Source organism: Micrococcus sp. 63XJN7_8_ISO-PGPR-S23-253 (genome assembly GCF_056173425.1).
Genome location: NZ_CM149673.1, coordinates 817,661 through 839,311 on the forward strand (window position 1 = coordinate 817,661; position 21,651 = coordinate 839,311).

Consider the following 21,651-nt stretch of genomic DNA (forward strand, 5'->3'; position numbering starts at 1 on the left):
CACCTCTGGCGCCCCGGCTTTTTCGGGATTCTCCGACGTCACGAGGTTCGCCCCGGCCTGGTGCGGGATGTTCAGCGGGGCGAGCCGCCGTCGTCAGCCCGGACGCTGGGCGGGGCCGCGACGTCGCGGCGCACGAGGAGGAACGCCAGCACCAGGCCCGCCAGGGCGATGCCCGCACCGACCAGCGGCGGGGTCCGCAGCGACGCACCGGCCCCGATCGCGGCCGCCCCGACCCAGGCGCCCATCGCGTTGGCCATGTTCAGCGCGGAGTGGTTGAGCGAACCGGCCAGCTGGGGTGCGGTGGGCGCGGAGTCCACGAGCAGCACCTGCAGGGACGGGGCGATGCCGGAGCCGCTGACGGCCACGCAGAAGAGGAACACGATCATCACCGGCGCCCACGTGGCCGTCAGCCCGACGCCGACCAGCGAGACCGCGCTGAGCCCGAAGCTCAGGCGCAGGGTGCCCACCGGGTCGCGGTCCGTGAGGGCACCGCTGACGAGCGTGCCGATCACCATGCCGACGCCGTAGAGGGCCAGCACGGCGGGGACCCACCGTTCCTCGAGGCCCGCGACCTCCGTGAGCAGCGGCGCGATGTAGGTGTAGAGCGCGAACATGCCGGCGAAGCCGATCACGCCCACGGCCACCGTCGCCCACAGGCGGCCGGAGGCCAGACCGCGCAGCTCGCGGCCGACCGAGGCGCCCGCGGGGGCCGGCACGGACGGGACGAGCCACGCGGTCGCCCCGACGCACAGGGCCGCGCAGACCGCCACGATGACGAACATCCAGCGCCAGCCGACGGCCTGCCCGAGCGCCGTCGCGCCCGGCACGCCCAGCACGTTGGCCACGGACAGCCCAGCCATCACCCACGCCACGGCCTGGCCGCGGCGGGCGGGCCCGGCGAGGTCCGCCGCGGCCAGGGCGGCCGCGGAGAAGTAGGCGCCGTGGGGCAGGCCCGACACGAACCGGGCCGCCATCATGCTCCCCATGTCCGGGGCGAGGAACGCGGCCACGTGCCCCACGACGAACAGCAGCATCAGCACGATGCTCGTGACCCGCCGGTCGACGCGGGCGAAGGACGCGGCCAGCAGGGGAGCGCCGATCACGACGCCCAGCGCGTACATGGAGATGAGCACGCCGCCGGCCTCGAGACCGATGCCGAGGTCGGCCACCGCCTGCGGCAGCAGGCCCATCATCGCGAACTCCGTGGTGCCGATCGCGAAGCTGCCCAGGGCCAGCGCGAGGATGGCCGGCAGCAGACGCACGCGCCGGCCGCCCAGCAGCGCGCCGGGGCCCGTCGGCACGGTCGGCGGGATGGACGGGTCCGGGCGCGTCGGACGCGGGGCACGGGGGGAACGGTCGTGGGCGCCGTCGGCGGCGGGAGTGGGGGTGGGCACCGACCCAGCCTACGGACTCCGGTCTGCGGGGGCGGGGGCCTCGCTAGCCTGGGCTCATGACCTCCGCCACACCTGTGCGCCCCGCGCCCGCCGCCAGCCCGACGACGTCGCCCCGGGACGGTGCGCGACCGCGGCTGGTCGTGGGGCTCGCGCTGCTCGACGATGCGGCCGCGCCGACCCGCCTGCTGGCGGCCCGCCGCAGCGCGCCCGCCGCGCTGCGGGGACTCTGGGAGTTCCCCGGGGGCAAGGTCGAACCGGGGGAGGGTGCCCAGGAGGCGCTGCTGCGGGAGTGTCGGGAGGAGCTCGGGGTCGCCGTGCGGCTCGGCCCCGAGGTGGCGGCGCCGGAGCCGGACGGGTGGGAGCTGGCCAACGGCGCCCGGATGCGGGTGTTCTGGGGCGTCCTGGCGGAGGAGGGGGCGACGCCCCGAGCCCTCCAGGACCACGACCTGCTGGTGTGGCTGCCACTCGCCGGGCCGGGCGTGCAGCACCTGGACTGGATCCCGGCGGACCGGCCGATCGTGGCCGAGGTGCTCCGCGGCGCCGCCACGGCGTTCTCGGCGGGGCGGTGAGCCGACGTGGGGCCGGCCGTGCCCGCGGACGGGTCAGAACAGCGCGGGCTGCGCCGCCGGAGCGGAGGGCGGGGACGTCGGCCGGTGCCGGGCCTGGGGACCGTCCTCGCGCCGGATGCCGTGCGCGCCGCCGCGTGCCAGGCCGTGTCGCGCGGCGGCCTCCCCGGCCACCCGGGTGAGCATGCGGCGGTACGACTCGGGCGCGTAGGCGGACCGGGCGTACATCTGCTCGTAGCCGGCCAGCAGATCCGGGTGCTCGCGGCGGATCCAGTCCAGGTACCACTCCTTCGCGCCCGGCCGCAGGTGCAGGGCGCCCGGCATGACACGCGCCGCCCCGGCGTCCGCCAGCGCGCGCATGAGGGCGTCGATCTCGCGGTCCCCGTCCGTGAGCCACGGCAGCAGAGGCATGGCCATGACGGTGACGTCCGCACCCGCGGCAGCGAGCCGCTCGATCAGGCGCAGGCGTGCGGTCGGCGAGGGCGTGCCCGGCTCGACCGCGGAGGCGATGGCGGGATCGAGCATCGCCAGGGACAGTGAGACCTGCACGGGCACCTGGCGCGAGGCCGCCTGCAGCAGGGGCACATCCCGCGCGAGCAGGGTCCCCTTGGTCAGCACGGAGAACGGGGTGCCGGAATCCGCCAGGGCCCGGATGATCCCGGGCATCAGCGCGTAGCGGCCCTCGGCCCGCTGGTACGGGTCCGTGTTGGTCCCCAATGCCACCGCCTCGCGGCCCCATGTGGGGCGGGCGAGCTCGGCCCGCAGCACCTCGGCGACGTTGACCTTCACGACGATCTGCCGGTCGAAGTCGGCCCCGGCATCGAGCTCGAGGAAGGTGTGGGTGCTGCGGGCGTAGCAGTACCGGCAGGCGTGGGTGCAGCCGCGGTACGGGTTCACGGTCCAGCGGAACGGCATGGCCGAGGCGGACGGCACCGAGTTCAGTGCGGTCTTGGCGAGCACCTCGTGGAAGGTGACGCCCGCGAACTCCGGGGTGGTGACACTCCGCTGCAGGTCCGAGAGCGGCAGCAGGGCGGCGGAGCCGGCCGGTGTGCCGGCCGTCGCCCGCTGGGCTCCGCCCTCGGACCGCAGGGTCTGCGCTTCCCATCGCATGGCCAGAAGTAGAACACATGTTCGAACGGACCCGCAAGCGTGTTCGAGTCCGGGCGTGGCGTGGGCGTTGAGACGCGCCTACCGTGGTCGCCATGAGCTCCCGTGCACCCGCCCCGGCCGCCCGCGTCCTGCTCACGGGCTTCGAGCCCTTCGGCGGCGACGTCCACAACCCGTCGATCGCCGCCGCACGGGACGCCGTGGGCGTCCTGGCGGACCGGGGTGTGACGGCCGAGGCGGTCGAGCTGCCGTGCGCGTTCGGCGCGGCCGGGCCGGCCCTGACCGCGGCCCTCGATCGGGTCCGGCCGGAGGTGGCGATCGCCGTCGGGCTGGCCGGCGGGACGGTGGCCGTCCGGGTCGAGCGGGTGGCCGTGAACCTGCAGGACGCCCGGATCCCGGACAACGCGGGGGAGCAGCCCGTGGACCGGCCCGTGCGCGCCGACGGGCCCGCGGCCCTGTTCGCCACCCTGCCCGCCAAGCGTGCCGTCGCCGCGATCCGGGCGGCCGGCGTCGCCGCGGAGCCGTCCCTGTCCGCGGGCGCGTTCGTGTGCAACCACGTCATGTACTCGCTCCTCGACGCCCCCGGCACCGCCCGGGCCGCCGGCTTCATCCACGTGCCCTGGGACGCCGAGCACCGCCCGACGCCGGACACCCCGGCCCTGCCCGCGGCCGACCTGGCGCGCGCGGTGGCCGAGGCCGCCCTGACGGCGCTGGCCGGCGGCCCCGACCTCGACGTCCCCGGCGGCACCCTGCACTGACCCCGGACCCCGGGTCCGCGTCGGCGCGACCACCCGTGCCCGTCAGCGGAGGCGCCGCAGGCCGCGGACCACGGGCCGCTCGATGTAGCCGCCCAGGGCCAGGCCCGCGCGTCGTTCGAAGACGTTGCGCGACGCCGGATCCCCGGTCCGCCACGTCGACCACGCCGCCGCCAGCGCGTACGCCGGCAGGAAGGGCAGGCCCAGCAGGAGGGCGTACTGGTCCGCATGGCCGGCCTCGTGCCGCCACAGCGCGGGCGTCATGCGCAGGCCGGGGCGGGTGAACACGACGTCGCCGACCGTGAACGCGGCCCCGCCCGGGAACCGGTGCGTCCAGCCGCGGGCCTCGATCAGCCCGTGCGGTCCGGGCCGCAGCGCGCAGCCGGCGACGACGGCGCCCACCAGCCCCAGCGGCGTCGCCAGGTTCAGCAGGTTCCACAGCCCGCGCGCCCGCACGTGCACCGGAGGCGTCGGCCGGGAGGGGGCCGCGGTCATGGCTGTGCCGCGGGAGCGGCGTCACCGGCGGGGGACCCGGACGCGGAGACGTCGAAGTAGAGCGGGGCATGGGCGGCGCAGCCCGGGTTGAACGGCGCCCCGCAGGCCGGGCACGCGGGATCGGCGGTGGCCTCGAGGGCGAGGTAGGCGGTCACGCTCAGCTCGGTGCGGCACACCCCGCACAGCACGTGCGGCCGGTCGAAGTCGCCGGCCGGCACCGGCACGGCCGGGTGGTCGGCGAGCTCCGCGTGGCAGCGGTGGCAGGACCAGTACGCGGGGCAGCAGGCGAAGCGCAGGGCGACGACGTCCCGCGCCGTGGCGTAATGGGCGCAGCGGGTCTGCGCGTCCAGGCCCACGCCCCGCAGCAGCGGGTCGGTGCCGTCGAGGGAGTCCGGGGCGGTCATGCGCCTCAGCCTAGGCCGACCAGACCCGGGGCGGACACTAGACTGACGGGCGTCCCACCGTCCCCCATGCGAAGGTCGTTGCCCTGATGACACCCAGCCCCGAGACCGGCGCGGAGCCCACCGCGCCCGTGGCGGAGATCTCCCCCGTGGACGCGGAGGCGGTGGAGGCCGCCGTGCAGGCCGCACTCGCCGCGTACGAGGCCGCGGCCGACCTCGATGAGCTCAAGGCCGCCCGCCTGGCCCACACCGGCGACCGGGCCCCCCTGACTCTCGCGAACAAGGCGATCGGCGCTCTGCCCAAGGAGCGCAAGGCGGAGGCCGGCAAGCTCATGGGCGCCGCTCGCGGCCGCCTGGGCAAGGCCCTGGCCGCCCGCACCGAGGTGCTCGAGGCGGAGCAGGCCGCGCGGATCCTGCGCGAGGAGACGGTGGACGTGACCACCGCGGTCCGTCGCCGCCGCGTCGGCGCCCGTCACCCGCTCTCGCTGACGATGGACCGCGTCTCGGAGATCTTCGTCGGCATGGGCTGGGAGATCGCGGAGGGCCCCGAACTCGAGTCCGAGTGGTTCAACTTCGACTCCCTCAACTTCGCGCCGGACCATCCGGCCCGCGAGATGCAGGACACCTTCTTCGTGGCCCCGGCCGAGGCCCACCTGCTGCTGCGCACCCACACCTCCCCGGTGCAGATGCGCTCCCTGCTCGAGCGGGGCGCCCCCACCTACGTGCTGTGCCCGGGCCGCACGTTCCGCACGGACGAGCTGGACGCCACGCACACCCCGGTGTTCCACCAGTTCGAGGGCCTGGCCGTGGACAAGGGCCTGACCATGGCCCACCTGCGCGGCACCCTCGAGTACTTCGCCCGCCAGATGTTCGGGGCCGAGGCGGCCATCCGCCTGCGCCCGAACTTCTTCCCGTTCACCGAGCCCAGCGCCGAGCTGGACATCTGGCACCCCGGCGCCAAGGGCGGGCCCCGCTGGATCGAGTGGGGCGGCTGCGGCATGGTGCACCCGAACGTGCTGCGCGCCGCGGGCCTGGACCCGGAGGAGTACTCCGGGTTCGCGTTCGGCATGGGCGTGGAGCGCACGCTCATGTTCCGCAACGAGGTCCCGGACATGCACGACATGATCGAGGGCGACGTCCGCTTCTCCCAGCACTTCGGAATGGAGGTCTGATCCATGCGCATCCCCCTAGACTGGCTGCGGGAGTTCGTCCCCGTGCCCGCGGAGCACCGTGCCGAGGACGTGATGGCCGACCTCGTCCGCGTCGGCCTCGAGGAGGAGGACGTCCACCGTCCGGCCGCCGAGCTGCAGGGCCCGATCGTCGTCGGGCAGGTGCTCTCCAAGGAGCCCGAGCCGCAGAAGAACGGCAAGACCATCAACTGGTGCTCCGTGCGCGTGGTGCCCGAGGGCGCCGCCCAGCCGCTCACCGGCGAGGGGATCGAGCCCTCCGGCGTGCAGGGCATCGTGTGCGGCGCCCACAACTTCGAGGTCGGGGACAAGGTCGTCGTGGCCCTGCCCGGCGCGGTGCTGCCCGGCGACTTCCGCATCAGCCCCCGCAAGACCTACGGGCACGTCTCGGCCGGCATGATCGCCTCCAGCACGGAGCTGGGCATGGGCGACGACGGCACGGACGGGATCATCGTGCTCGGCGACCTCGGGCTCGACCCCGAGCCGGGCACCGACGCCCGGGACGTCCTGGACCTGCACGGCGAGGCCGCCGAGATCAACGTGACGCCCGACCGCGGCTACGCGTTCTCGATGCGCGGCGTCGCGCGCGAGTACGCGCACGCCACCGGCGTGCCCTTCACGGACCCGGCCGCGGCCATCCACCCGCCCGCGGCCGACGACGCCGGCCCGGCCGTCCGCATCGACGACGACGCGCCGATTCACGGCGAGCCCGGCGCCACCCGCTTCGTGGCCCGCACGGTCTCCGGCGTGGACGCGACCCGTCCGACCCCACCGTGGCTCGCCGCGCGCCTGCGCCTGGCCGGCATCCGCACCATCTCCCTGCCGGTGGACATCTCCAACTACGTGATGTGGGAGCTGGGCCAGCCCCTGCACTTCTACGACGCGGACACGCTCTCCGGCGAGATCGTGGTGCGCCGCGCGCGGGCCGGAGAGACCCTGACCACCCTCGACGGCAAGGAGCGCGAGCTCGACGCGGAGGACCTGCTCATCACGGACGACTCCGGCCCCATCGGCCTGGCGGGCGTCATGGGCGGGGCCGCCACCGAGGTCACCGACGCCACCACCACGATCGTGGTCGAGTCCGCGAACTTCGACCCGGTGTCGATCGCGCGGACGCGGCGCCGGCACCGCCTGCCCTCGGAGGCGTCGAAGCGCAACGAGCGCGGCGTCGACTGGGAGATCGCCGACGAGGCGGCCGAGCGGGCCGTCCAGCTGCTCGTCGAGCTCGCCGGCGGCACCGCCGAGCCCGGGGTCACCGACGTCGGGACGCGGCCGCAGCCGGCCGTCGTCGAGATGGCCGCCGACTTCCCCTCCGCCCTGGTGGGCGTGGCGTACACGACCGACGAGGTCGTGGAGACGCTGCGCGCCCTGGGTGCCGAGGTGACCGTCGCCGAGGCCGCCGACGACGCCGCCCCGCGGCTGACCGTGACCGCCCCGTCGTGGCGCACGGACCTGCGCATCCCCGAGGACCTCGCCGAGGAGGTCGCGCGCCTGCGCGGCTACGACGAGATCCCCTCCGTGGTGCCCGTGGCCCCGCCGGGCCGCGGCTTCACCCGCCGCCAGGCCCAGCGTCGCCGCGTGTCGGCCGCGCTCGCGGCCGCGGGTCTCACCGAGGTGCTGGCCTACCCGTTCGTCTCCGAGGAGCAGAACCGGCGTTTCGGGGCGGACTCGGACGCGCAGGGCCAGGCCCTGGCGATGGTGGCCCTGGCCAATCCGATCGCCTCCCAGTACCGGCACCTGCGCCTGTCGCTGCTGCCGGGCCTCGTCGAGACCGCGCGCCGCAACCTCAGCCGCGGCTTCCGCGATCTGGCGCTGTACGAGATGGGGCTGGTCTTCCTGCCCGGCGCGCAGCTGGGCTCGGCGACGATCCCCCCGCGCGCGGTCCACCCCTCCGCCGAGGTCCTCGCCGACCTCGAGGCCGGCATCCCCGCCCAGCCGTGGCATGTGGCCGGTCTGTACGCCGGGCACGACTCGGCGCCCGGACCGGACCACGACCCCCGCCCGGTGGACTGGCAGGACGCGGTCGCCGGGGCCCTCGACGTGGCCGACGTCCTCGGCGTCGAGCTGGCCGTCCGGCAGGGCCGGCACCACGCGTTCCACCCGGGCCGGGTGGCCGAGCTCGTCGTCGTGACCGAGCACGGGGACCGGGTGGTGGGCGTCGCCGGCGAGTTGCACCCGCAGTGGCTCGAGGCCGAGGACCTGCCCGCCCGCACGAGCGTGTGGGAGCTGGACCTGGACGCGCTGTGCGCCGCGGCCCCCGAGATCGTGGTGGCCGCACCGCTGTCCACGTTCCCCGTGAGCACGCAGGATGTGGCGCTCGTGGTGGACGAGGCCGTCGTGGCCGGGGACGTGCGCGCGACCCTCGCCGAGGGCGCCGGGGAGCTGCTCGAGGCCGTCGAGCTGTTCGACGTCTACCGGGGCGCGGGCGTGCCGGAGGGGCGGAAGTCCCTCGCGTTCTCCCTGCGCTTCCGCGCCCCTGACCGCACGCTCACCGCGGAGGAGGTCTCCGAGGCCCGCGCCGCGGCCACCGCGCTCGCGGCGCAGCGGCACGGGGCGGTCCAGCGCTGACCGTGTCCGTCGCGACCGGCCCGTGGGGCCTGACATCGGCCGTCCCCGCCTCGGCGGGGGCGGCCGACGCCGTCTCCGCGCTGCTCGGTCAGGTGCGCACCGCCCTGACGGCGGCTTGGGGCGTGCCGGTGGGGCCGCTCGGGCTCCGGCACGCCTGCCCGCGCTGCGGCTCGGCCGCGCACGGCGTCCCCGCGCTGACCGGCCTGCCCCCCGGCCGGGTCGCCCTCGTCTCGTTCACGCGCGTCCGGATGCCCGGCACTGAGGACCGGGCTCGGATCGGGGCGTGGTGGGCGCCGGCACGGCCCGCCGACGGGCTCGGCCTCGGGGTGGACGTCGAGCGGGCGGACGCCGCGGCCTTCGCGGACGAGGACGGCCTGGGCGGGGTGGGCTTCTCGACGGCGGAGCGCGCCCGGGTGCGGGAGCTTCCCGCCCCCGAGAGGCCCGCCGCGCGGGCCCGGCTGTGGACGCGCAAGGAGGCGCTCGTGAAGGCCGCCGGCACCGGCTTCACGGGCGACCCCGCCGCCGTCCACGCGCTGACCGTGCCGGCCGACGTCGTGCTGGTGGACCTCACCGACCGGCTGCCGGGCGGTCTCGTCGGGACGCTGGCGCTGCGGGGCCGCTGAGTCGACCGCGCGGCCGCCTCAGCCCGGGAACGGCGGCAGCTCGGGCCGCAGCGTCCACGCGTCGAAGAGCTCGTCCACCTGCGCTCGGCTCACCCCGGCGTGCGGGGCCCACGCGTGCACGTGCGTGCGCAGCCCCAGGGAGTCGACGGTGCCGAACCGGTGCTCCCGCACCCAGGCGCGCAGCATGGAGCCGAAGAGGTCCGTGCCCAGCAGGTGCCGCAGCGCCTCCACGGTGAGCGCGCCGCGCTTGTACACCCAGTCCTCGAACATCTCCTCCGGCCCGGGCTCGGCCAGCGCCTGCTCCACCGGGTGCGCGGCCAGCTTCTGCCAGGCCCGCCGCGCCATCGAGGTGATGCTCGACCGCCCCGAGGCCTCGGCCCACAGCCACTCGGACCAGCAGGCGAAGCCCTCGTGCAGCCACAGGTCGGACCAGCGGCCCAGGGTCACGGCGTTGCCGAACCACTGGTGGGACATCTCGTGGGCGATCAGCCGCTCGGACTCCCACGAGCCGTCCAGGTGGTTGGTGCCGAACAGCGACATGCCCGCGGCCTCGAGGGGGATCTCGAGCTCCTCGTCGGCCACGACCGCGGTGTAGTCCTCGAACGGGTACGGCCCGTAGGCGTCGATGAACGTGGCCATCATGGCCGGCTGGGGGGCGAGGGCCCGGCGGGCCCGCTGCTCGGTCCGCGGGGAGACCACGAGGCGCAGCGGCGGCAGCCCCTCGGCGGGAGGGGCGGCGTCCACGAGCCGGTAGCGGCCGATCTGCACGCTGAGCAGGTAGGCGGGCACGGGCTGGTCGAGCCGCCACCGCCACGTGACCCGCGAGCCGCGTGTGCGCACGGGTGCGCCCACGCCGTTGGCGACGGGCAGGTAGCCCGCGTCGCAGGTGAGGGTGATCTCCGCCGTCGAGCGTGAGGTGGGCGAGTCCACGCACGGCAGCCACGTGGAGGCGCCGTGGGGCTGCCCGGCCACGAGCACGCCGTCCGTGAGCTCCTCCCAGCCGATGGTGCCCCACGGGCTGCGCCGCAGCGTGGGCGTGCCCGCGTAGACCACCGTCAGCTCCACGAGCGTGCCCTCCGGCCGGCTCTCGCCCAGGTCGACGACGAGGCGGCTCGGGGCGCGGCCCGGCTGGGTGAACGAGGAGGCGATGGCGCGGCCGTCGACGACGGCGTCCACCCGGGACACGCGCAGCCGGTGCAGGTCCAGCTCGATGCGGCGGCTCTGCTTCGTCAGGCGCACGCGCAGGACGGCGGTGCCGGAGACCCGGTTCGCGGCCAGGCGCACGTCGAGGTCCAGCGCGATGTGCTCGACGGTGGCGGCGTCGGTGCCGACGCCCGGGACGTAGGGATCGGTGCTCATGCTTCCTCTCGGGAGGGGGTGGCTGCGGCGGGGTCGCCGTCGGGACGACGCCACGGGGAGACCGGGTTGCCGAGCCACCACGTGCCGGCGGGCAGCTCCTCGCCGCGCATCACGAGGGACCCGGCGCCGACGGTGGTGCCGCGGCCCAGGCGAGCGGCGGGCAGCACCACGGAGTGGGGGCCGAGGGTGGCGCCGTCCTCCAGCACGACGGCGTCCAGGGACATCACGCGGTCGTGGAACAGGTGGGTCTGGACGACGCAGCCGCGGTTCACGGTGGCGCCGTCGCCGAGCTCCACGAGGTCGGCCTCGGGCAGCCAGTAGGACTCGACCCAGGCGCCGTGGCCGATGCGGGCGCCCATCGCGCGCAGGAACCAGACCAGGGCGGGGGTGCCGGCCGCGGCCCGGCTGAACCACGGGGCGGCGAGGAACTCGGTGAAGGTGTCCGCGACCTCGTTGCGCCAGATGAACGAGGACCACAGCGGGTGCTCGCCCGCGCGGATCCGGCCGACGAAGACCCGCTTGGCGAGCACGGTCAGGCCCGCCGCGACCGCGCCGGCCGCGAGCAGGACGACGCCGCCCAGGATGAAGGCCAGCGCCCACGTGCCGACCGCGATGAGGGCGGCCAGCGTCGCGCCGACGGCGATGGACAGGGCCACGTGCAGCCACACCGGGATCGCGCGCAGCAGCTCCCAGGCGGTGCGGGCGGCCTTGAGCCGGGCCGGCGGGTCGTAGGTGAGGGAGGCGTCCGCGGTGACCTCGTTGCGGCGCAGGCGCACGGGCGGGGAGCCCATCCAGGACGTGCCCGCCTTGGTCTTGGCCGGGGTGGTGGACAGCACCGCCACGAGCGAGTCGCGGCGCAGGGTGCGGCCGCCGGGCACCATGCCGGAGTTGCCCACGAACGAGCGCTTGCCGACCTTCGCGGGGGCCACGTGCATCCACCCGCCGTCGAGGGAGTAGGAGGAGACCATCGTGTCGTCGGCGAGGAACGCGCCGTCGCCCACGCGGGTCATGCACGGCACGAGCACCACGGTGGAGGCCTCGACGCCGCGGCCCACCTCGGCGCCCAGCAGGCGCAGCCACGTCGGCGTGAAGCGGGAGGCGTAGATCGGGAAGAGCTGGTCGCGGGCGGCATCGAGGACGCGCTCGGTGGCCCACACCTGCCAGCCGACCCGGGAGCGCACGGGGTGGTGCCCCTCCGTGATGCCGAGCGCGAGCAGGCGCACCGTGACGAGCACGAGCAGCATCTGGGTCAGGAACCACACGCCGGCCACCAGGGGGCTCGCGGCCAGCAGCCGCGCCGCGGTGGTCCCGACGGCGGCCAGCGGCCCCGCCTCCGGGGCCGGCGGCCACCAGGTCAGCGACCACGCGGCCACCGCGGCCGCCGCGGCGGCGGAGACGAGCGGGAGGAGGGAGATGAGGGTCGAGAGGACGGTCGCCATCAGGCGCCAGCCCCGGGTCTCCCGCGGCGCCTCGGCGGGGCCGCGGGACTTCACCTTGCCCACCTTGACGGCGGGGGAGCCGGCGTGGCGCTGGCCGCCGCGCACCCGCCCGGCGACGGTGGACCCGGCCTCGACGTGCGCCCCGGAGCCGACCTGGGCGCCCGGCAGGAGCGTGGAGCGGGCGCCCACGACGGCGTCCGCGCCGATGCGCACCTCGCCGAGCCGGACGACGTCGCCGTCGACCCAGTAGCCGGACAGGTCCACCTCGGGCTCGATCGCGGCGCCCTCCTCGACCGTGAGCATGCCGGTGACCGGTGGCACGGTGTGCATGTCCACGTCCTTGCCGATCCGGTTGCCCAGCAGTCGCGCGTAGGCGGGCACCCACGTGGCGCCGGCCAGCGAGTAGGGGTCCACGAGGTCGCTGATCTGCTGGGCGAGCCACAGGCGCAGGTGGACGCGGCCGCCGCGCGGGTAGGACCCGGGGCTCACGCCGCGCAGCAGCAGCCGGGCGATCGCGGCGGTGAGCAGCATGCGGCCGGGCACGGTGACCACCAGCAGACCGGCCGCGATCAGCACCCACCACGGCACGGTGGGCAGCCCGGGCGCCAGCCCGGAGAGCGTCAGCAGGTTCAGGGCCAGGCCGGTCCACACGCCCAGGCGCAGGGCGGGCAGGACGAACACCGGCAGCCCCACGAGGGTCTGGACCCACTGGGTGCGGTGGCGGGTGCGGTCGACGTGCCGGTCGTGCACCTCGATGCCGCGGGGGCCGTCCTCGCCCACGACGGCGGCCACGAGGGCCCCGGCGGTGGGGTTGCGGTAGACGTCCTGGACGGTCACGGCCGGGTGGCGCAGGCGCAGGCGGGCCACGAGCTGGGCCGCGGCGAGCGAGCCGCCGCCGGCCTCGAAGAAGTCGGTGTCGGCGTCCTGGGGGGGTGCGCCGAGCACGTCCGCCCACTGGCGCAGCACCCAGCCGTCGGCGGTGTCCTCGTCCGGCTGGGGCGCGTCCTCGTCCACCTCGGCGCCGGGCAGAGGCCACGGCAGCGCATGGCGGTCCACCTTGCCGGAGGTCTTCGTGGGCAGGGAGTCCACGACGGCCAGTCGGGGCACGAGGGCGGCCGGCAGCTCCGCCGCGAGGTGCTCGCGGGCCATGTGCAGGTCGAGCTCGGCCTCGGGGTCCGCGGGCACGAGGTAGCCGACGAGGATCTGGTGGCCCGCCGGGGTGGTCTGCACGGCCGCGGCGCCGCCGTGGACGCCGGGCAGGGCCTGGAGGGCCGCGTCCACCTCGCCGAGCTCGATGCGGCGGCCGCCGAGCTTGACCTGGTCGTCGGCGCGGCCGACGAACAGCAGGCCCTCCGGCTCGAAGACCACGAGGTCGCCGGAGCGGTAGGCGCGCTCCCAGCCGAGGGAGGGCATGGGGGCGTACTTCTCGGCGTCCTTGGCCGGGTCGAGGTAGCGGGCCAGGCCGACGCCGCCGATGATCAGCTCGCCCGTCTCGCCCTCGGCCACGGGCAGCGTGGTCTGCGGGTCGACGACGGCCAGGTCCCAGCCGTCCAGGGGCAGGCCGATGCGGACCGGGCCGAGACCGGTGAGCGGGGCCGCGCACGCGACGACGGTGGCCTCCGTGGGGCCGTAGGTGTTCCAGACCTCGCGGCCGTCCTCCGCCAGGCGCGCGGCGAGCTCGGGCGGGCAGGCCTCGCCGCCGAAGATCAGCAGCCGGACGTTGTCCATGGCCTCGGTGGGCCACATCGCGGCGAGGGTCGGCACGGTGGACACGGCGGTGATGCGCCGCTCGGCGAGCCACGGGCCGAGGTCCATGCCGGAGCGCACGAGCGAGCGGGGGGCCGGGACCAGGCACGCGCCGTGACGCCAGGCGAGCCACATCTCCTCGCACGAGGCGTCGAACGCGACGGACAGTCCCGCCAGCACGCGGTCCCCCGGGGCGAGCGGATCGTCCGCCAGGAAGATCCGTGCCTCGGCGTCCACGAAGGCCGCGGCCGAGCGGTGGCTCACCGCCACGCCCTTGGGGGTGCCCGTCGAGCCCGAGGTGAAGATGATCCACGCGTCGTCCTCGAGCCCGGGGGTGCGGGCCTCGGCGGCCGGGTCCACAGTGTGCTCGGGGTGCGGGGCGTAGACCCGCTCGTCGGTGAGGACGCCGGCCACCTTCGCCTCGCCGAACACGAGACGGGCGCGCTCCTCTGGATCGTCCGCATCCACGGGGACGTAGGCCGCGCCGGCGGCGAGCACGCCGAGGATCGAGACGTACAGCGCGGCCGTGCCCGAGGCGATCCGGACGCCGACCCGGTCTCCCGCCCGCACGCCGGCGGTCCACAGGTGGCGGGCGGTCTCGTCGACGCGCTCCCGCAGCTCCGCGTACGTCAGCGGCTCGACGCCGTCGTCCAGGGCGGTCGCGTCCGGGTGCTCGCGCGCCGTGGCGTCGAAGATCTCGACGAGCGTCCGGGCGGGCGGGGTGCGCTCGGAGCCGGGCAGCTGCGCCCGATGCGGCGCGGCCGTGGGGTCGAGGGGGACGGGGGGCGGGGTGGGCGCGGCGGACGAAAGGGACACGGGGCCTCCGGAGGATCTGAGCGGCGAACCGAGGGTCGGACGCGGACCAGGCCGCAGCGGGACATTCTATGCCTCACCCGTGGTCGCGTGGGGCGCCTGGACGGCACCGGGCGGGTCCGGCTCAGGACAGGGTGAGCACCACCTTGCCCGTCGTCGACCGGGACTCGAGGGCGGCGTGCGCGGCGGCCGCGTCCGCCAGGGGGAAGCGCTCGCCGATCCGGACGTCGAGCTCGCCGGAGGCCCACGCCCCGAACACCTCTCCACCACGCCAGCGGGTCTCCTCGCCCGTGCGCGTGTAGTGCACCAGCGAGGGCCGGGTGACGTACAGCGCGCCGGCCGCGTTGAGCCGCTGCAGGTCGAAGGGGGGCACCTGCCCGGAGGCCCCGCCGAAGAGCACGAGCGTGCCGCGCACGCGCAGCACCTCGAGCGAGGTGTCGAAGGTGTCCTTCCCCACGCCGTCGTACACGGCGTGCGCGCCCTCGCCGTCGGTCAGCTCCGCCACCGTGGCGGCGAGGTCCGGATAGTCCACCGCGGCGACGGCGCCCGCGCCCCGGGACAGCTCCCGCTTCTCCTCCGTGGACGCCGTGGTGACCACGCGGGCGCCGCGGGCCGTCGCGAGCTGGGTGAGCAGGAGCCCCACTCCGCCGGCACCGGCCGTCACGACCACCGTGTGGCCCTCCTCCACCGGGAAGGTGGACCGGCAGAGGTAGTGGGCCGTCATGCCCTGCAGCGGAAGGGCGGCGGCCTCGGCCAGGTCGATGCCCTCCGGGACGGTGAGGAGACGATCCGCGGGGGCGGTGAAGTGCTCGGCGTACGCACCGGTGGCCGTCGCGGTGGCGACACGGGCCCCCAGGAGCGCGGCGTCCACGCCCTCGCCGAGCGCGACGACCTCGCCGGAGCCCTCGGTGCCGGGGGTGAAGGGCAGGTCCATCGTGTAGACCCCGGAGCGCTGGTACGTCTCGATGAAGTTCAGGCCCGCCGCAGCGGTGCGCACCAGCACGTGTCCCGGCGCGGGGGAGGGCACCTCCGTCTCGGTCCACTGCAGGACCTCGGGGCCGCCCGTGGCGGACACGACGACGGCGTGGTGGGTGCGGGGGACGGCGGGGGTGTTCGCAGTGGTCATGGCCCCACTCTAGGAGCGGGCCGGACCATCCGGCCCGGCCCGGGGGACCCGAGGTTCCGCATAGATATTCGGTGCAGCGCATATCTGCGCTAGCATGAAGCCATGACCCACACCGTCGCCGTCTCCGGAGCCAGCGGCTACGCCGGGGGAGAGGCCCTGCGCCTGCTCGCCGGCCACCCGTCCGTCACCGTCGGAGCCATCACGGCCCACTCGAACGCGGGGGAGCGCCTCGGCGCTCTCCAGCCGCACCTGCACGCCCTGGCGGACCGCGTCCTCGCCGAGACCACCGCGGAGGTCCTCGCCGGCCACGACGTCGTGATCCTCGCGCTGCCCCACGGGGCCTCCGGGGCGCTCGCGGCCGAGATCGCCGAGCGATCCCCGGACACCCTGGTGATCGACGCGGGCGCCGACCACCGCCTCGAGTCCGCCGCAGACTGGGAGGCCTTCTACGGCACCGCGCACGCCGGGACCTGGCCCTACGGCCTGCCCGAGCTGCCCGGTCAGCGCGAGCGACTCGCCGGCACCCGCCGCATCGCCGTCCCCGGGTGCTACCCGACCACCTCGATCCTCGCCCTCGCGCCCGGCTTCGCCGCGGGGCTGCTCGAGCCGCAGGACGTGGTGATCGTCGCCGCCTCGGGCACCTCCGGGGCGGGCAAGGCGCTCAAGCCGCACCTGCTCGGCGCCGAGGTCCTGGGCGGGATGAGCCCGTACGGCGTCGGTGGCGGGCACCGGCACACCCCGGAGATCGAGCAGGGCCTGGCCCAGGCGGCCGGCGAGCCGGTCCGCGTCTCCTTCACGCCCACGCTCGCGCCGATGTCGCGCGGCATCCTCGCGACGGCCACGGCGCGGCTGCGCCCCGGCGTCGCCGCCGCGGACGTGCGCGCCGCATGGGACGCGGCCTACGGCGGCGAACGCTTCGTGCACCTGCTGCCCGAGGGGCAGTGGCCCACGACGAAGGCGGTCCTCGGCTCCAACCATGTGCAGCTGCAGCTCGCCGTGGATGAGCGGGCCGGCCGCGTGATCGTCTGCGCGGTGCTCGACAACCTCACCAAGGGCACGGCCGGCGGCGCCGTGCAGTCCATGAACATCGCCCTGGGCCTGCCGGAGCAGGCGGGGCTCGAGCAGCAGGGGGTCGCGCCGTGAGCGTCACCGCAGCACAGGGGTTCCGGGCGGCCGGTGTCACCGCGGGGCTGAAGGCCTCGGGCACGCCCGACGTCGCCGTCGTCGTCAACCAGGGCCCGCGTGACGCGGCGGCCGCCGTCCTCACCGAGAACCGGGTGGCGGCCGCCCCTGTGGTCTGGACCCGCCGCGCCGTGCGGGACGGCCGCGCGACCGCGGTCGTCCTGAACTCCGGCGGGGCCAACGCGGCCACCGGCGCCGAGGGCCTCGAGGACGCCCGTCGCACCGCCGAGCACGCGGCCGCCGCCCTCGGGACCGCCGCCGACGACGTGCTCGTCTGCTCGACCGGCCTCATCGGCGAGCGCCTGCCGATGGACACGCTCACCGCGGGCGTGTCCGAGGCGGTCGCCGCCCTCAGTGCGGACGGCGGTGAGGACGCCGCCGTCGCGATCAAGACCACGGACACCGTGGCCAAGACCGCCGTCGCCCGCGGCGAGGGCTTCACCGTGGGCGGCATGGCCAAGGGGGCGGGCATGCTGGCACCCGGCATGGCCACCATGCTCAGCGTCATCACCACGGACGCCGACGTCCCCGCCCCCGCCCTCGACGCGGCCCTGCGCGAGGCCGTGCGCGCCACCTTCAACCGGGTCGACTCGGACGGGTGCATGTCCACCAATGACACCGTGATCCTGCTGGCCTCGGGCGCGTCCGGGACGGCGCCCGAGCCCGCGGCGTTCGCCGCGGCCCTCCACGAGGTCTGCGCGGACCTGTCCCGCCAGCTCGTCGCCGACGCCGAGGGCGCCCGGCACGACATCGCCGTGCGCGTGGTCCACGCCGAGACCGAGGAGGCGGCCGAGGCCGTCGCGCGCGCCGTCGGCCGCTCCAACCTGTTCAAGACCGCGATCTTCGGCCAGGACCCGAACTGGGGACGCGTGATCGCCGCCGTCGGCACGGTCCCGGAGTCGGTCGCCGCCTTCGACCCGTACGCCCTCGACGTGCGCTTCAACGGCGTCCAGGTGTGCCGCGCCTCCGGTGTGGGGGAGGACCGCTCCCGCGTGGACCTCTCGGCCCGCGAGGTGCTCGTCGAGGTCGACCTGCACGCCGGCGACGCCGAGGCCACGGTCTGGACCAACGACCTGACGCACGACTACGTCCACGAGAACTCCGCCTATTCCACGTGAGGACCCCCAGCATGAGCCCGCACACCGACCCGGCCACGGCGGCCGCACCCGTCCTGTCCACCGCGGACCGGCTCGACCGCGCCGAGTCCAAGGCGGAGGTCCTCGTCGAGGCCCTGCCCTGGATCCGGCGGTTCGCCGGAACCGTCATGGTCGTCAAGTACGGCGGCAACGCCATGGTGTCGGAGGAGCTGCGCCGGGCGTTCGCCGAGGACATCGTGTTCCTGCACCACGTGGGGGTCCACCCCGTGGTGGTGCACGGCGGCGGCCCGCAGATCAACGCGATGCTCGACCGCCTCGGCATCGCGTCCGAGTTCCGCGGCGGCCTGCGCGTGACCACCGAGGAGGCCATGGACGTGGTCCGCATGGTGCTCACAGGACAGGTGGGCCGCGAGCTGGTCGGCCTCGTGAACTCCCACGGCCCGTACGCCGTCGGCTTCTCCGGCGAGGACGCGGGGCTGCTGCGCGCCCGCCGCACGGGCGCCGTCGTCGACGGGCAGGAGGTGGACCTCGGCCTCGTGGGCGAGGTCACCGGCGTCGACCCGACCGCGATCCTCGACGTGATCGAGGCCGGGCGGATCCCCGTGGTCTCGTCGGTCGCCCCCGAGATCGACGACGCCGGCGAGCCCACCGGGCAGGTCCTCAACGTCAATGCGGACACCGCCGCCGCGGCCCTGGCCGCCGCCCTCGGCGCCGCGAAGCTCGTGCTGCTCACCGACGTCGAGGGCCTCTACGCCGACTGGCCGGACCGGGACTCCCTCATCAGCTCGCTCACCGCCGCCCAGCTGCGTGCGCTGCTGCCCTCCCTGGCCTCCGGGATGATCCCGAAGATGGCCGCGTGCCTGGCGGCCGTGGACGCCGGCGTGCAGCGCGCCCACGTCGTGGACGGCCGTCGCCCCCACTCGATGCTGCTGGAGGTCTTCACCTCCGCGGGCGTCGGCACCCAGGTGGTGCCCGACGCCGAGCCCACCGCCCCGACCACCCCCGAGGAGGACGCATGAGCACCGACCAGTCCGCGCTGCTGGAGCGCTACCACGCCGCCCTGACCGGAGTCTTCGGCCGCCCCACCCGCGTCCTCGTGCGCGGCGAGGGGGTCCACGTGTGGGACGCCGACGGCCGGCGCTACACGGACCTGCTGGCCGGCATCGCCGTCAACGCGCTCGGCCACGGCCACCCGGCGCTGGTGCGGGCCGTGTCCGAGCAGATCGCCACACTCGGCCACGTGTCCAACCTCTTCACCTCCGAGCCGCAGATCCGCCTGGCCGAGCGCCTGCTGGAGCTGGCCGGCGCGCCCGCGGGCTCCACCGTGTTCTTCGCGAACTCCGGCACGGAGGCCAACGAGGCCGCGTTCAAGCTCGCCCGCCGCCACGGTGCGGAGGACCCGTCCGGCCGCCGGACGCGGGTGATCGCTCTCGAGCGGGCCTTCCACGGCCGCACGATGGGCGCCCTCGCGCTCACGCACAAGGAGGCCTACCGGGCGCCCTTCGAGCCGCTGCCCGGCGGCGCGGAGCACGTGCCGGGCGGGGACGCCGCGGCCCTGCGGGCGGTCCTGGCCCCGGACGACGACGGCGCCACCGTCGCCGCCGTCATCCTCGAGCCGGTCCAGGGCGAGGCCGGCGTGCACGGCTGGCCGGCCGGCTACCTGGCCGAGGTGCGGGCCGCGACCCGCGAGGCCGGCGCTCTGATGATCCTCGACGAGGTGCAGTCCGGCGTGGGCCGCACCGGCACGTGGTTCGGCTTCCAGAATCCGGCGGTCACCGGTGCGGCCGAGCCGGTGGTGCCCGACGCCTTCACCCTGGCGAAGGGACTGGGAGGCGGCGTGCCGATCGGGGCGCTCGTGTGCGTCGGCCCCGCCGTCTCGGGGCTGCTCACCGCCGGCCAGCACGGCACCACGTTCGGCGGCAACCCCCTGGCCACCGCCGCGGGCCTGGCCGTGCTCCGGACCGTCGAGGACGAGGGCCTGCTCGGCCACGTCCGCGCCGCGGGTGAGGCCGTGGTCGCCCTGCTGGAGGACCTGCCCGAGGTGGCCGCGGTGCGCGGCCACGGCCTGTGGATCGGCGTCGATCTGGCCGACCCCGCGGGACCGGCCCCGGCCGGCGGGCTGGCCCCCGCCGTCGTCGCCGCCGGCCTCGAGGCGGGCTGGATCCTCAATGCCACCGGCCCCTCCACCCTGCGCCTGGCCCCGCCGCTGACCGTGCCCGTGGCCGAGCTCGAGCGCTTCGCCGCGGCCCTGCCCGGGCTCGTGGCCGCCGCCCTGACCCCCGCCGAAGGAGACCGCCCATGACCCCCACTGCCGCCGTCCGCCACTTCCTGGTGGACACGGACCTCACCCCGGCCGAGCAGGCCGAGGTGCTCGACCTCGCCGCCCAGATGAAGGCCGACCGGTTCCGGCACCGCCCGCTGGCCGGGCCCCGGACCGGCATCGTGTTCTTCGACAAGACCTCCACGCGCACCCGCGTCTCGTTCGCCGCGGGCATCGCCGAGCTCGGCGGGACGCCGTTGATCGTGAACCCGGGGGAGTCGCAGCTGGGCCACAAGGAGTCCGTGGCCGACACGGCCCGCGTGCTGGAGCGGATGGTCGGCGTCATCGTCTGGCGCACGTTCGCCCAGGCCGGCCTCGAGGAGATGGCCGCCCATTCCTCGGTGCCCGTGGTCAATGCGCTCAGCGACGACTACCACCCCTGTCAGATCCTCGCCGACCTGCTGACGGTGCGCGAGCACCTCGGCGGCACGGCGGGCCGCACTCTGGCGTATCTGGGGGACGCGGCGAACAACATGGCCCACTCGTACCTGCTCGGCTGCGCGACGGCTGGCATGCACGTGCGGGTCGCCGGACCCGAGGGGCATCTGCCTGCCGAGGACGTCGTGGCCGCCGCCCGACAGCGGGCGGCGGAGACGGGCGCTTCCATCCTCGTCACGACGGACGCGGCCGAGGCCCTGGCGGACGCGGACGTCGTCGTGACCGACACGTGGGTGTCCATGGGCCAGGAGGAGGAGAAGGAGGCACGCCTGGCGCTGTTCCGCGACTACCAGGTGAACGCCGCCGCGATGGCGCGGGCGGCCGACGAAGCGATCTTCCTGCACTGCCTGCCCGCGTACCGGGGCTACGAGGTCACGGCCGAGGTGATCGACGGGCCGCGTTCCGTGGTGTTCGACGAGGCCGAGAACCGCCTGCACGCGCAGAAGGCGCTCATCGCCTGGCTGCTGTACCGCTCCGGTCTGGCCGAGGAGCCGCGCTGATGGCCGCCCCCACGACGAAGATCGCCCGTCAGGCCGCGATCCGGGAGATCCTGGCCACCCGGGGCATCCGCTCCCAGGCCGAACTCTCGGACGCCCTGGGCGATCGCGGGCTGTCCGTCACCCAGGGGACGCTCTCGCGGGACCTCGTGGACCTCGGCGCGGTGCGGACGCGCGGGCCGGCCGGCATGGTCTACGCCCTGCCGGCGGAGGGTGACGACGGCGCCGCGCCGGGCCGCGGCTCGGACGCGCAGCTGAACCGGCTGGCGAGCATGGCCCGCGAGCTGCTCATCTCCGCCGAGCCCACCGCCAATCTCGTGGTCCTGCGCACGCCCCCGGGCGCGGCGCAGTTCCTGGCCAGCGTGATCGACCAGGCGCGCGTGGAGCACGTGATGGGCACGATCGCCGGCGACGACACCATCCTCGTCATCACCCCGGGGAGCACGTCCGCCCCGGCCGTCGCGGCCCACCTGCTGGGTCTGGCGGGCTAGCCGGACCCATCCGGCCCCGCCCGCGCGGGTGACGGGCACCAGACACG

At 75.7% G+C, this 21,651-nt stretch carries 18 protein-coding genes; 11 read left to right on the top strand and 7 right to left on the bottom strand.

Annotation, left to right across the window (positions count from 1 at the left end):
- Positions 1–71: 71 nt before the first annotated feature.
- Positions 72–1,394 carry an MFS transporter gene (locus AC0VX4_RS03880; protein ID WP_144824860.1) on the bottom strand — a complete coding sequence of 441 codons (1,323 nt, stop codon included), beginning with the start codon at positions 1,392–1,394 and terminating at the stop codon, positions 72–74.
- Between the two features lie 56 nt (positions 1,395–1,450).
- Here AC0VX4_RS03880 and AC0VX4_RS03885 point away from each other — a divergent pair, with 56 nt between their 5' ends.
- Positions 1,451–1,963 carry a (deoxy)nucleoside triphosphate pyrophosphohydrolase gene (locus AC0VX4_RS03885; RefSeq protein WP_144824861.1) on the top strand — a complete coding sequence of 171 codons (513 nt, stop codon included), beginning with the start codon at positions 1,451–1,453 and terminating at the stop codon, positions 1,961–1,963.
- Between the two features lie 33 nt (positions 1,964–1,996).
- Here AC0VX4_RS03885 and AC0VX4_RS03890 read toward each other — a convergent pair whose 3' ends face one another.
- Positions 1,997–3,070 carry an Rv2578c family radical SAM protein gene (locus AC0VX4_RS03890; protein WP_144824862.1) on the bottom strand — a complete coding sequence of 358 codons (1,074 nt, stop codon included), beginning with the start codon at positions 3,068–3,070 and terminating at the stop codon, positions 1,997–1,999.
- A gap of 92 nt (positions 3,071–3,162) precedes the next feature.
- On the opposite strand from AC0VX4_RS03890, the gene AC0VX4_RS03895 reads away from it, so the two are divergent.
- A complete protein-coding gene (locus tag AC0VX4_RS03895; protein WP_475464611.1) occupies positions 3,163–3,825 on the top strand; it encodes a pyroglutamyl-peptidase I in 663 nt (220 codons plus the stop codon).
- 42 nt (positions 3,826–3,867) lie between these two features.
- Here AC0VX4_RS03895 and AC0VX4_RS03900 read toward each other — a convergent pair whose 3' ends face one another.
- Both AC0VX4_RS03900 and AC0VX4_RS03905 read right to left on the bottom strand, forming a co-directional pair.
- The gene (locus tag AC0VX4_RS03900) at positions 3,868–4,317 is read right to left on the bottom strand and encodes a hypothetical protein (RefSeq protein WP_475464612.1); all 450 of its coding nucleotides are present in this window, start codon (positions 4,315–4,317) and stop codon (positions 3,868–3,870) included.
- Entirely contained in the window at positions 4,314–4,721 is a 408-nt protein-coding gene (locus AC0VX4_RS03905) for a CHY zinc finger protein (protein ID WP_049158435.1), read from the bottom strand. The genes AC0VX4_RS03900 and AC0VX4_RS03905 overlap by 4 nt, the downstream gene beginning before the upstream one ends.
- 86 nt (positions 4,722–4,807) lie before the next feature.
- Here AC0VX4_RS03905 and pheS point away from each other — a divergent pair, with 86 nt between their 5' ends.
- Genes pheS through AC0VX4_RS03920 form a run of 3 tightly spaced genes read left to right on the top strand, consistent with a single transcriptional unit; the run spans position 4,808 to position 9,096 of the window.
- Positions 4,808–5,890: a phenylalanine--tRNA ligase subunit alpha gene (gene pheS / locus AC0VX4_RS03910; RefSeq protein WP_012750956.1), complete on the top strand. Its 1,083-nt coding sequence runs from the start codon at positions 4,808–4,810 to the stop codon at positions 5,888–5,890.
- Positions 5,891–5,893: 3 nt separating this feature from the next.
- Complete coding sequence (gene pheT / locus AC0VX4_RS03915; RefSeq protein ID WP_098470564.1) at positions 5,894–8,473, top strand: phenylalanine--tRNA ligase subunit beta; 2,580 nt, start codon at positions 5,894–5,896, stop codon at positions 8,471–8,473.
- Between the two features lie 2 nt (positions 8,474–8,475).
- Positions 8,476–9,096 carry a 4'-phosphopantetheinyl transferase family protein gene (locus tag AC0VX4_RS03920; RefSeq protein WP_475464613.1) on the top strand — a complete coding sequence of 207 codons (621 nt, stop codon included), beginning with the start codon at positions 8,476–8,478 and terminating at the stop codon, positions 9,094–9,096.
- An 18-nt stretch (positions 9,097–9,114) separates the two neighbouring features.
- Here the strand turns inward: AC0VX4_RS03920 and AC0VX4_RS03925 are convergent, their stop codons facing one another.
- From AC0VX4_RS03925 to AC0VX4_RS03935, 3 genes are all read right to left on the bottom strand, one after another.
- Positions 9,115–10,455 (bottom strand): M1 family metallopeptidase, encoded by a 1,341-nt coding sequence (locus AC0VX4_RS03925; RefSeq protein ID WP_136940995.1) that lies wholly within the window; start codon positions 10,453–10,455, stop codon positions 9,115–9,117.
- Complete coding sequence (locus tag AC0VX4_RS03930) at positions 10,452–14,456, bottom strand: Pls/PosA family non-ribosomal peptide synthetase (RefSeq protein ID WP_145033643.1); 4,005 nt, start codon at positions 14,454–14,456, stop codon at positions 10,452–10,454. The genes AC0VX4_RS03925 and AC0VX4_RS03930 overlap by 4 nt, the downstream gene beginning before the upstream one ends.
- Positions 14,457–14,577: 121 nt before the next feature.
- The gene (locus AC0VX4_RS03935; RefSeq protein WP_002853672.1) at positions 14,578–15,579 is read right to left on the bottom strand and encodes a quinone oxidoreductase family protein; all 1,002 of its coding nucleotides are present in this window, start codon (positions 15,577–15,579) and stop codon (positions 14,578–14,580) included.
- A 102-nt stretch (positions 15,580–15,681) separates the two neighbouring features.
- Between AC0VX4_RS03935 and argC the strand changes: the two genes are divergently transcribed.
- The 6 genes from argC to argR are packed head-to-tail and all read left to right on the top strand — an operon-like array spanning position 15,682 to position 21,604.
- Positions 15,682–16,722 carry an N-acetyl-gamma-glutamyl-phosphate reductase gene (argC, locus tag AC0VX4_RS03940; RefSeq protein WP_475464614.1) on the top strand — a complete coding sequence of 347 codons (1,041 nt, stop codon included), beginning with the start codon at positions 15,682–15,684 and terminating at the stop codon, positions 16,720–16,722.
- Entirely contained in the window at positions 16,719–17,879 is a 1,161-nt protein-coding gene (gene argJ, locus AC0VX4_RS03945) for a bifunctional glutamate N-acetyltransferase/amino-acid acetyltransferase ArgJ (protein ID WP_002853669.1), read from the top strand. Before argC ends, argJ begins: the two co-directional genes overlap by 4 nt.
- Before the next feature lie 11 nt (positions 17,880–17,890).
- The gene (gene argB, locus AC0VX4_RS03950) at positions 17,891–18,877 is read left to right on the top strand and encodes an acetylglutamate kinase (RefSeq protein ID WP_169577993.1); all 987 of its coding nucleotides are present in this window, start codon (positions 17,891–17,893) and stop codon (positions 18,875–18,877) included.
- The gene (locus AC0VX4_RS03955; protein WP_475464615.1) at positions 18,874–20,160 is read left to right on the top strand and encodes an acetylornithine transaminase; all 1,287 of its coding nucleotides are present in this window, start codon (positions 18,874–18,876) and stop codon (positions 20,158–20,160) included. Before argB ends, AC0VX4_RS03955 begins: the two co-directional genes overlap by 4 nt.
- Positions 20,157–21,116 (top strand): ornithine carbamoyltransferase, encoded by a 960-nt coding sequence (gene argF / locus AC0VX4_RS03960; RefSeq protein ID WP_206480893.1) that lies wholly within the window; start codon positions 20,157–20,159, stop codon positions 21,114–21,116. Before AC0VX4_RS03955 ends, argF begins: the two co-directional genes overlap by 4 nt.
- Complete coding sequence (argR, locus tag AC0VX4_RS03965; RefSeq protein ID WP_206480894.1) at positions 21,116–21,604, top strand: arginine repressor; 489 nt, start codon at positions 21,116–21,118, stop codon at positions 21,602–21,604. The genes argF and argR overlap by 1 nt, the downstream gene beginning before the upstream one ends.
- The last annotated feature ends 47 nt before the right edge of the window (positions 21,605–21,651 follow it).

Coding starts and splice junctions, on each gene's coding strand:
- AC0VX4_RS03900 (WP_475464612.1), bottom strand. CDS start 4,317: ATGACCGCGGCCCCCTCCCGGCCGACGCCTCCGGTGCACGTGCGGGCG.
- AC0VX4_RS03925 (WP_136940995.1), bottom strand. CDS start 10,455: ATGAGCACCGATCCCTACGTCCCGGGCGTCGGCACCGACGCCGCCACC.
- argB (WP_169577993.1), top strand. CDS start 17,891: ATGAGCCCGCACACCGACCCGGCCACGGCGGCCGCACCCGTCCTGTCC.
- AC0VX4_RS03955 (WP_475464615.1), top strand. CDS start 18,874: ATGAGCACCGACCAGTCCGCGCTGCTGGAGCGCTACCACGCCGCCCTG.
- AC0VX4_RS03895 (WP_475464611.1), top strand. CDS start 3,163: ATGAGCTCCCGTGCACCCGCCCCGGCCGCCCGCGTCCTGCTCACGGGC.
- argF (WP_206480893.1), top strand. CDS start 20,157: ATGACCCCCACTGCCGCCGTCCGCCACTTCCTGGTGGACACGGACCTC.
- argC (WP_475464614.1), top strand. CDS start 15,682: ATGACCCACACCGTCGCCGTCTCCGGAGCCAGCGGCTACGCCGGGGGA.
- pheT (WP_098470564.1), top strand. CDS start 5,894: ATGCGCATCCCCCTAGACTGGCTGCGGGAGTTCGTCCCCGTGCCCGCG.
- AC0VX4_RS03890 (WP_144824862.1), bottom strand. CDS start 3,070: ATGCGATGGGAAGCGCAGACCCTGCGGTCCGAGGGCGGAGCCCAGCGG.
- AC0VX4_RS03905 (WP_049158435.1), bottom strand. CDS start 4,721: ATGACCGCCCCGGACTCCCTCGACGGCACCGACCCGCTGCTGCGGGGC.
- pheS (WP_012750956.1), top strand. CDS start 4,808: ATGACACCCAGCCCCGAGACCGGCGCGGAGCCCACCGCGCCCGTGGCG.
- argR (WP_206480894.1), top strand. CDS start 21,116: ATGGCCGCCCCCACGACGAAGATCGCCCGTCAGGCCGCGATCCGGGAG.
- AC0VX4_RS03935 (WP_002853672.1), bottom strand. CDS start 15,579: ATGACCACTGCGAACACCCCCGCCGTCCCCCGCACCCACCACGCCGTC.
- AC0VX4_RS03885 (WP_144824861.1), top strand. CDS start 1,451: ATGACCTCCGCCACACCTGTGCGCCCCGCGCCCGCCGCCAGCCCGACG.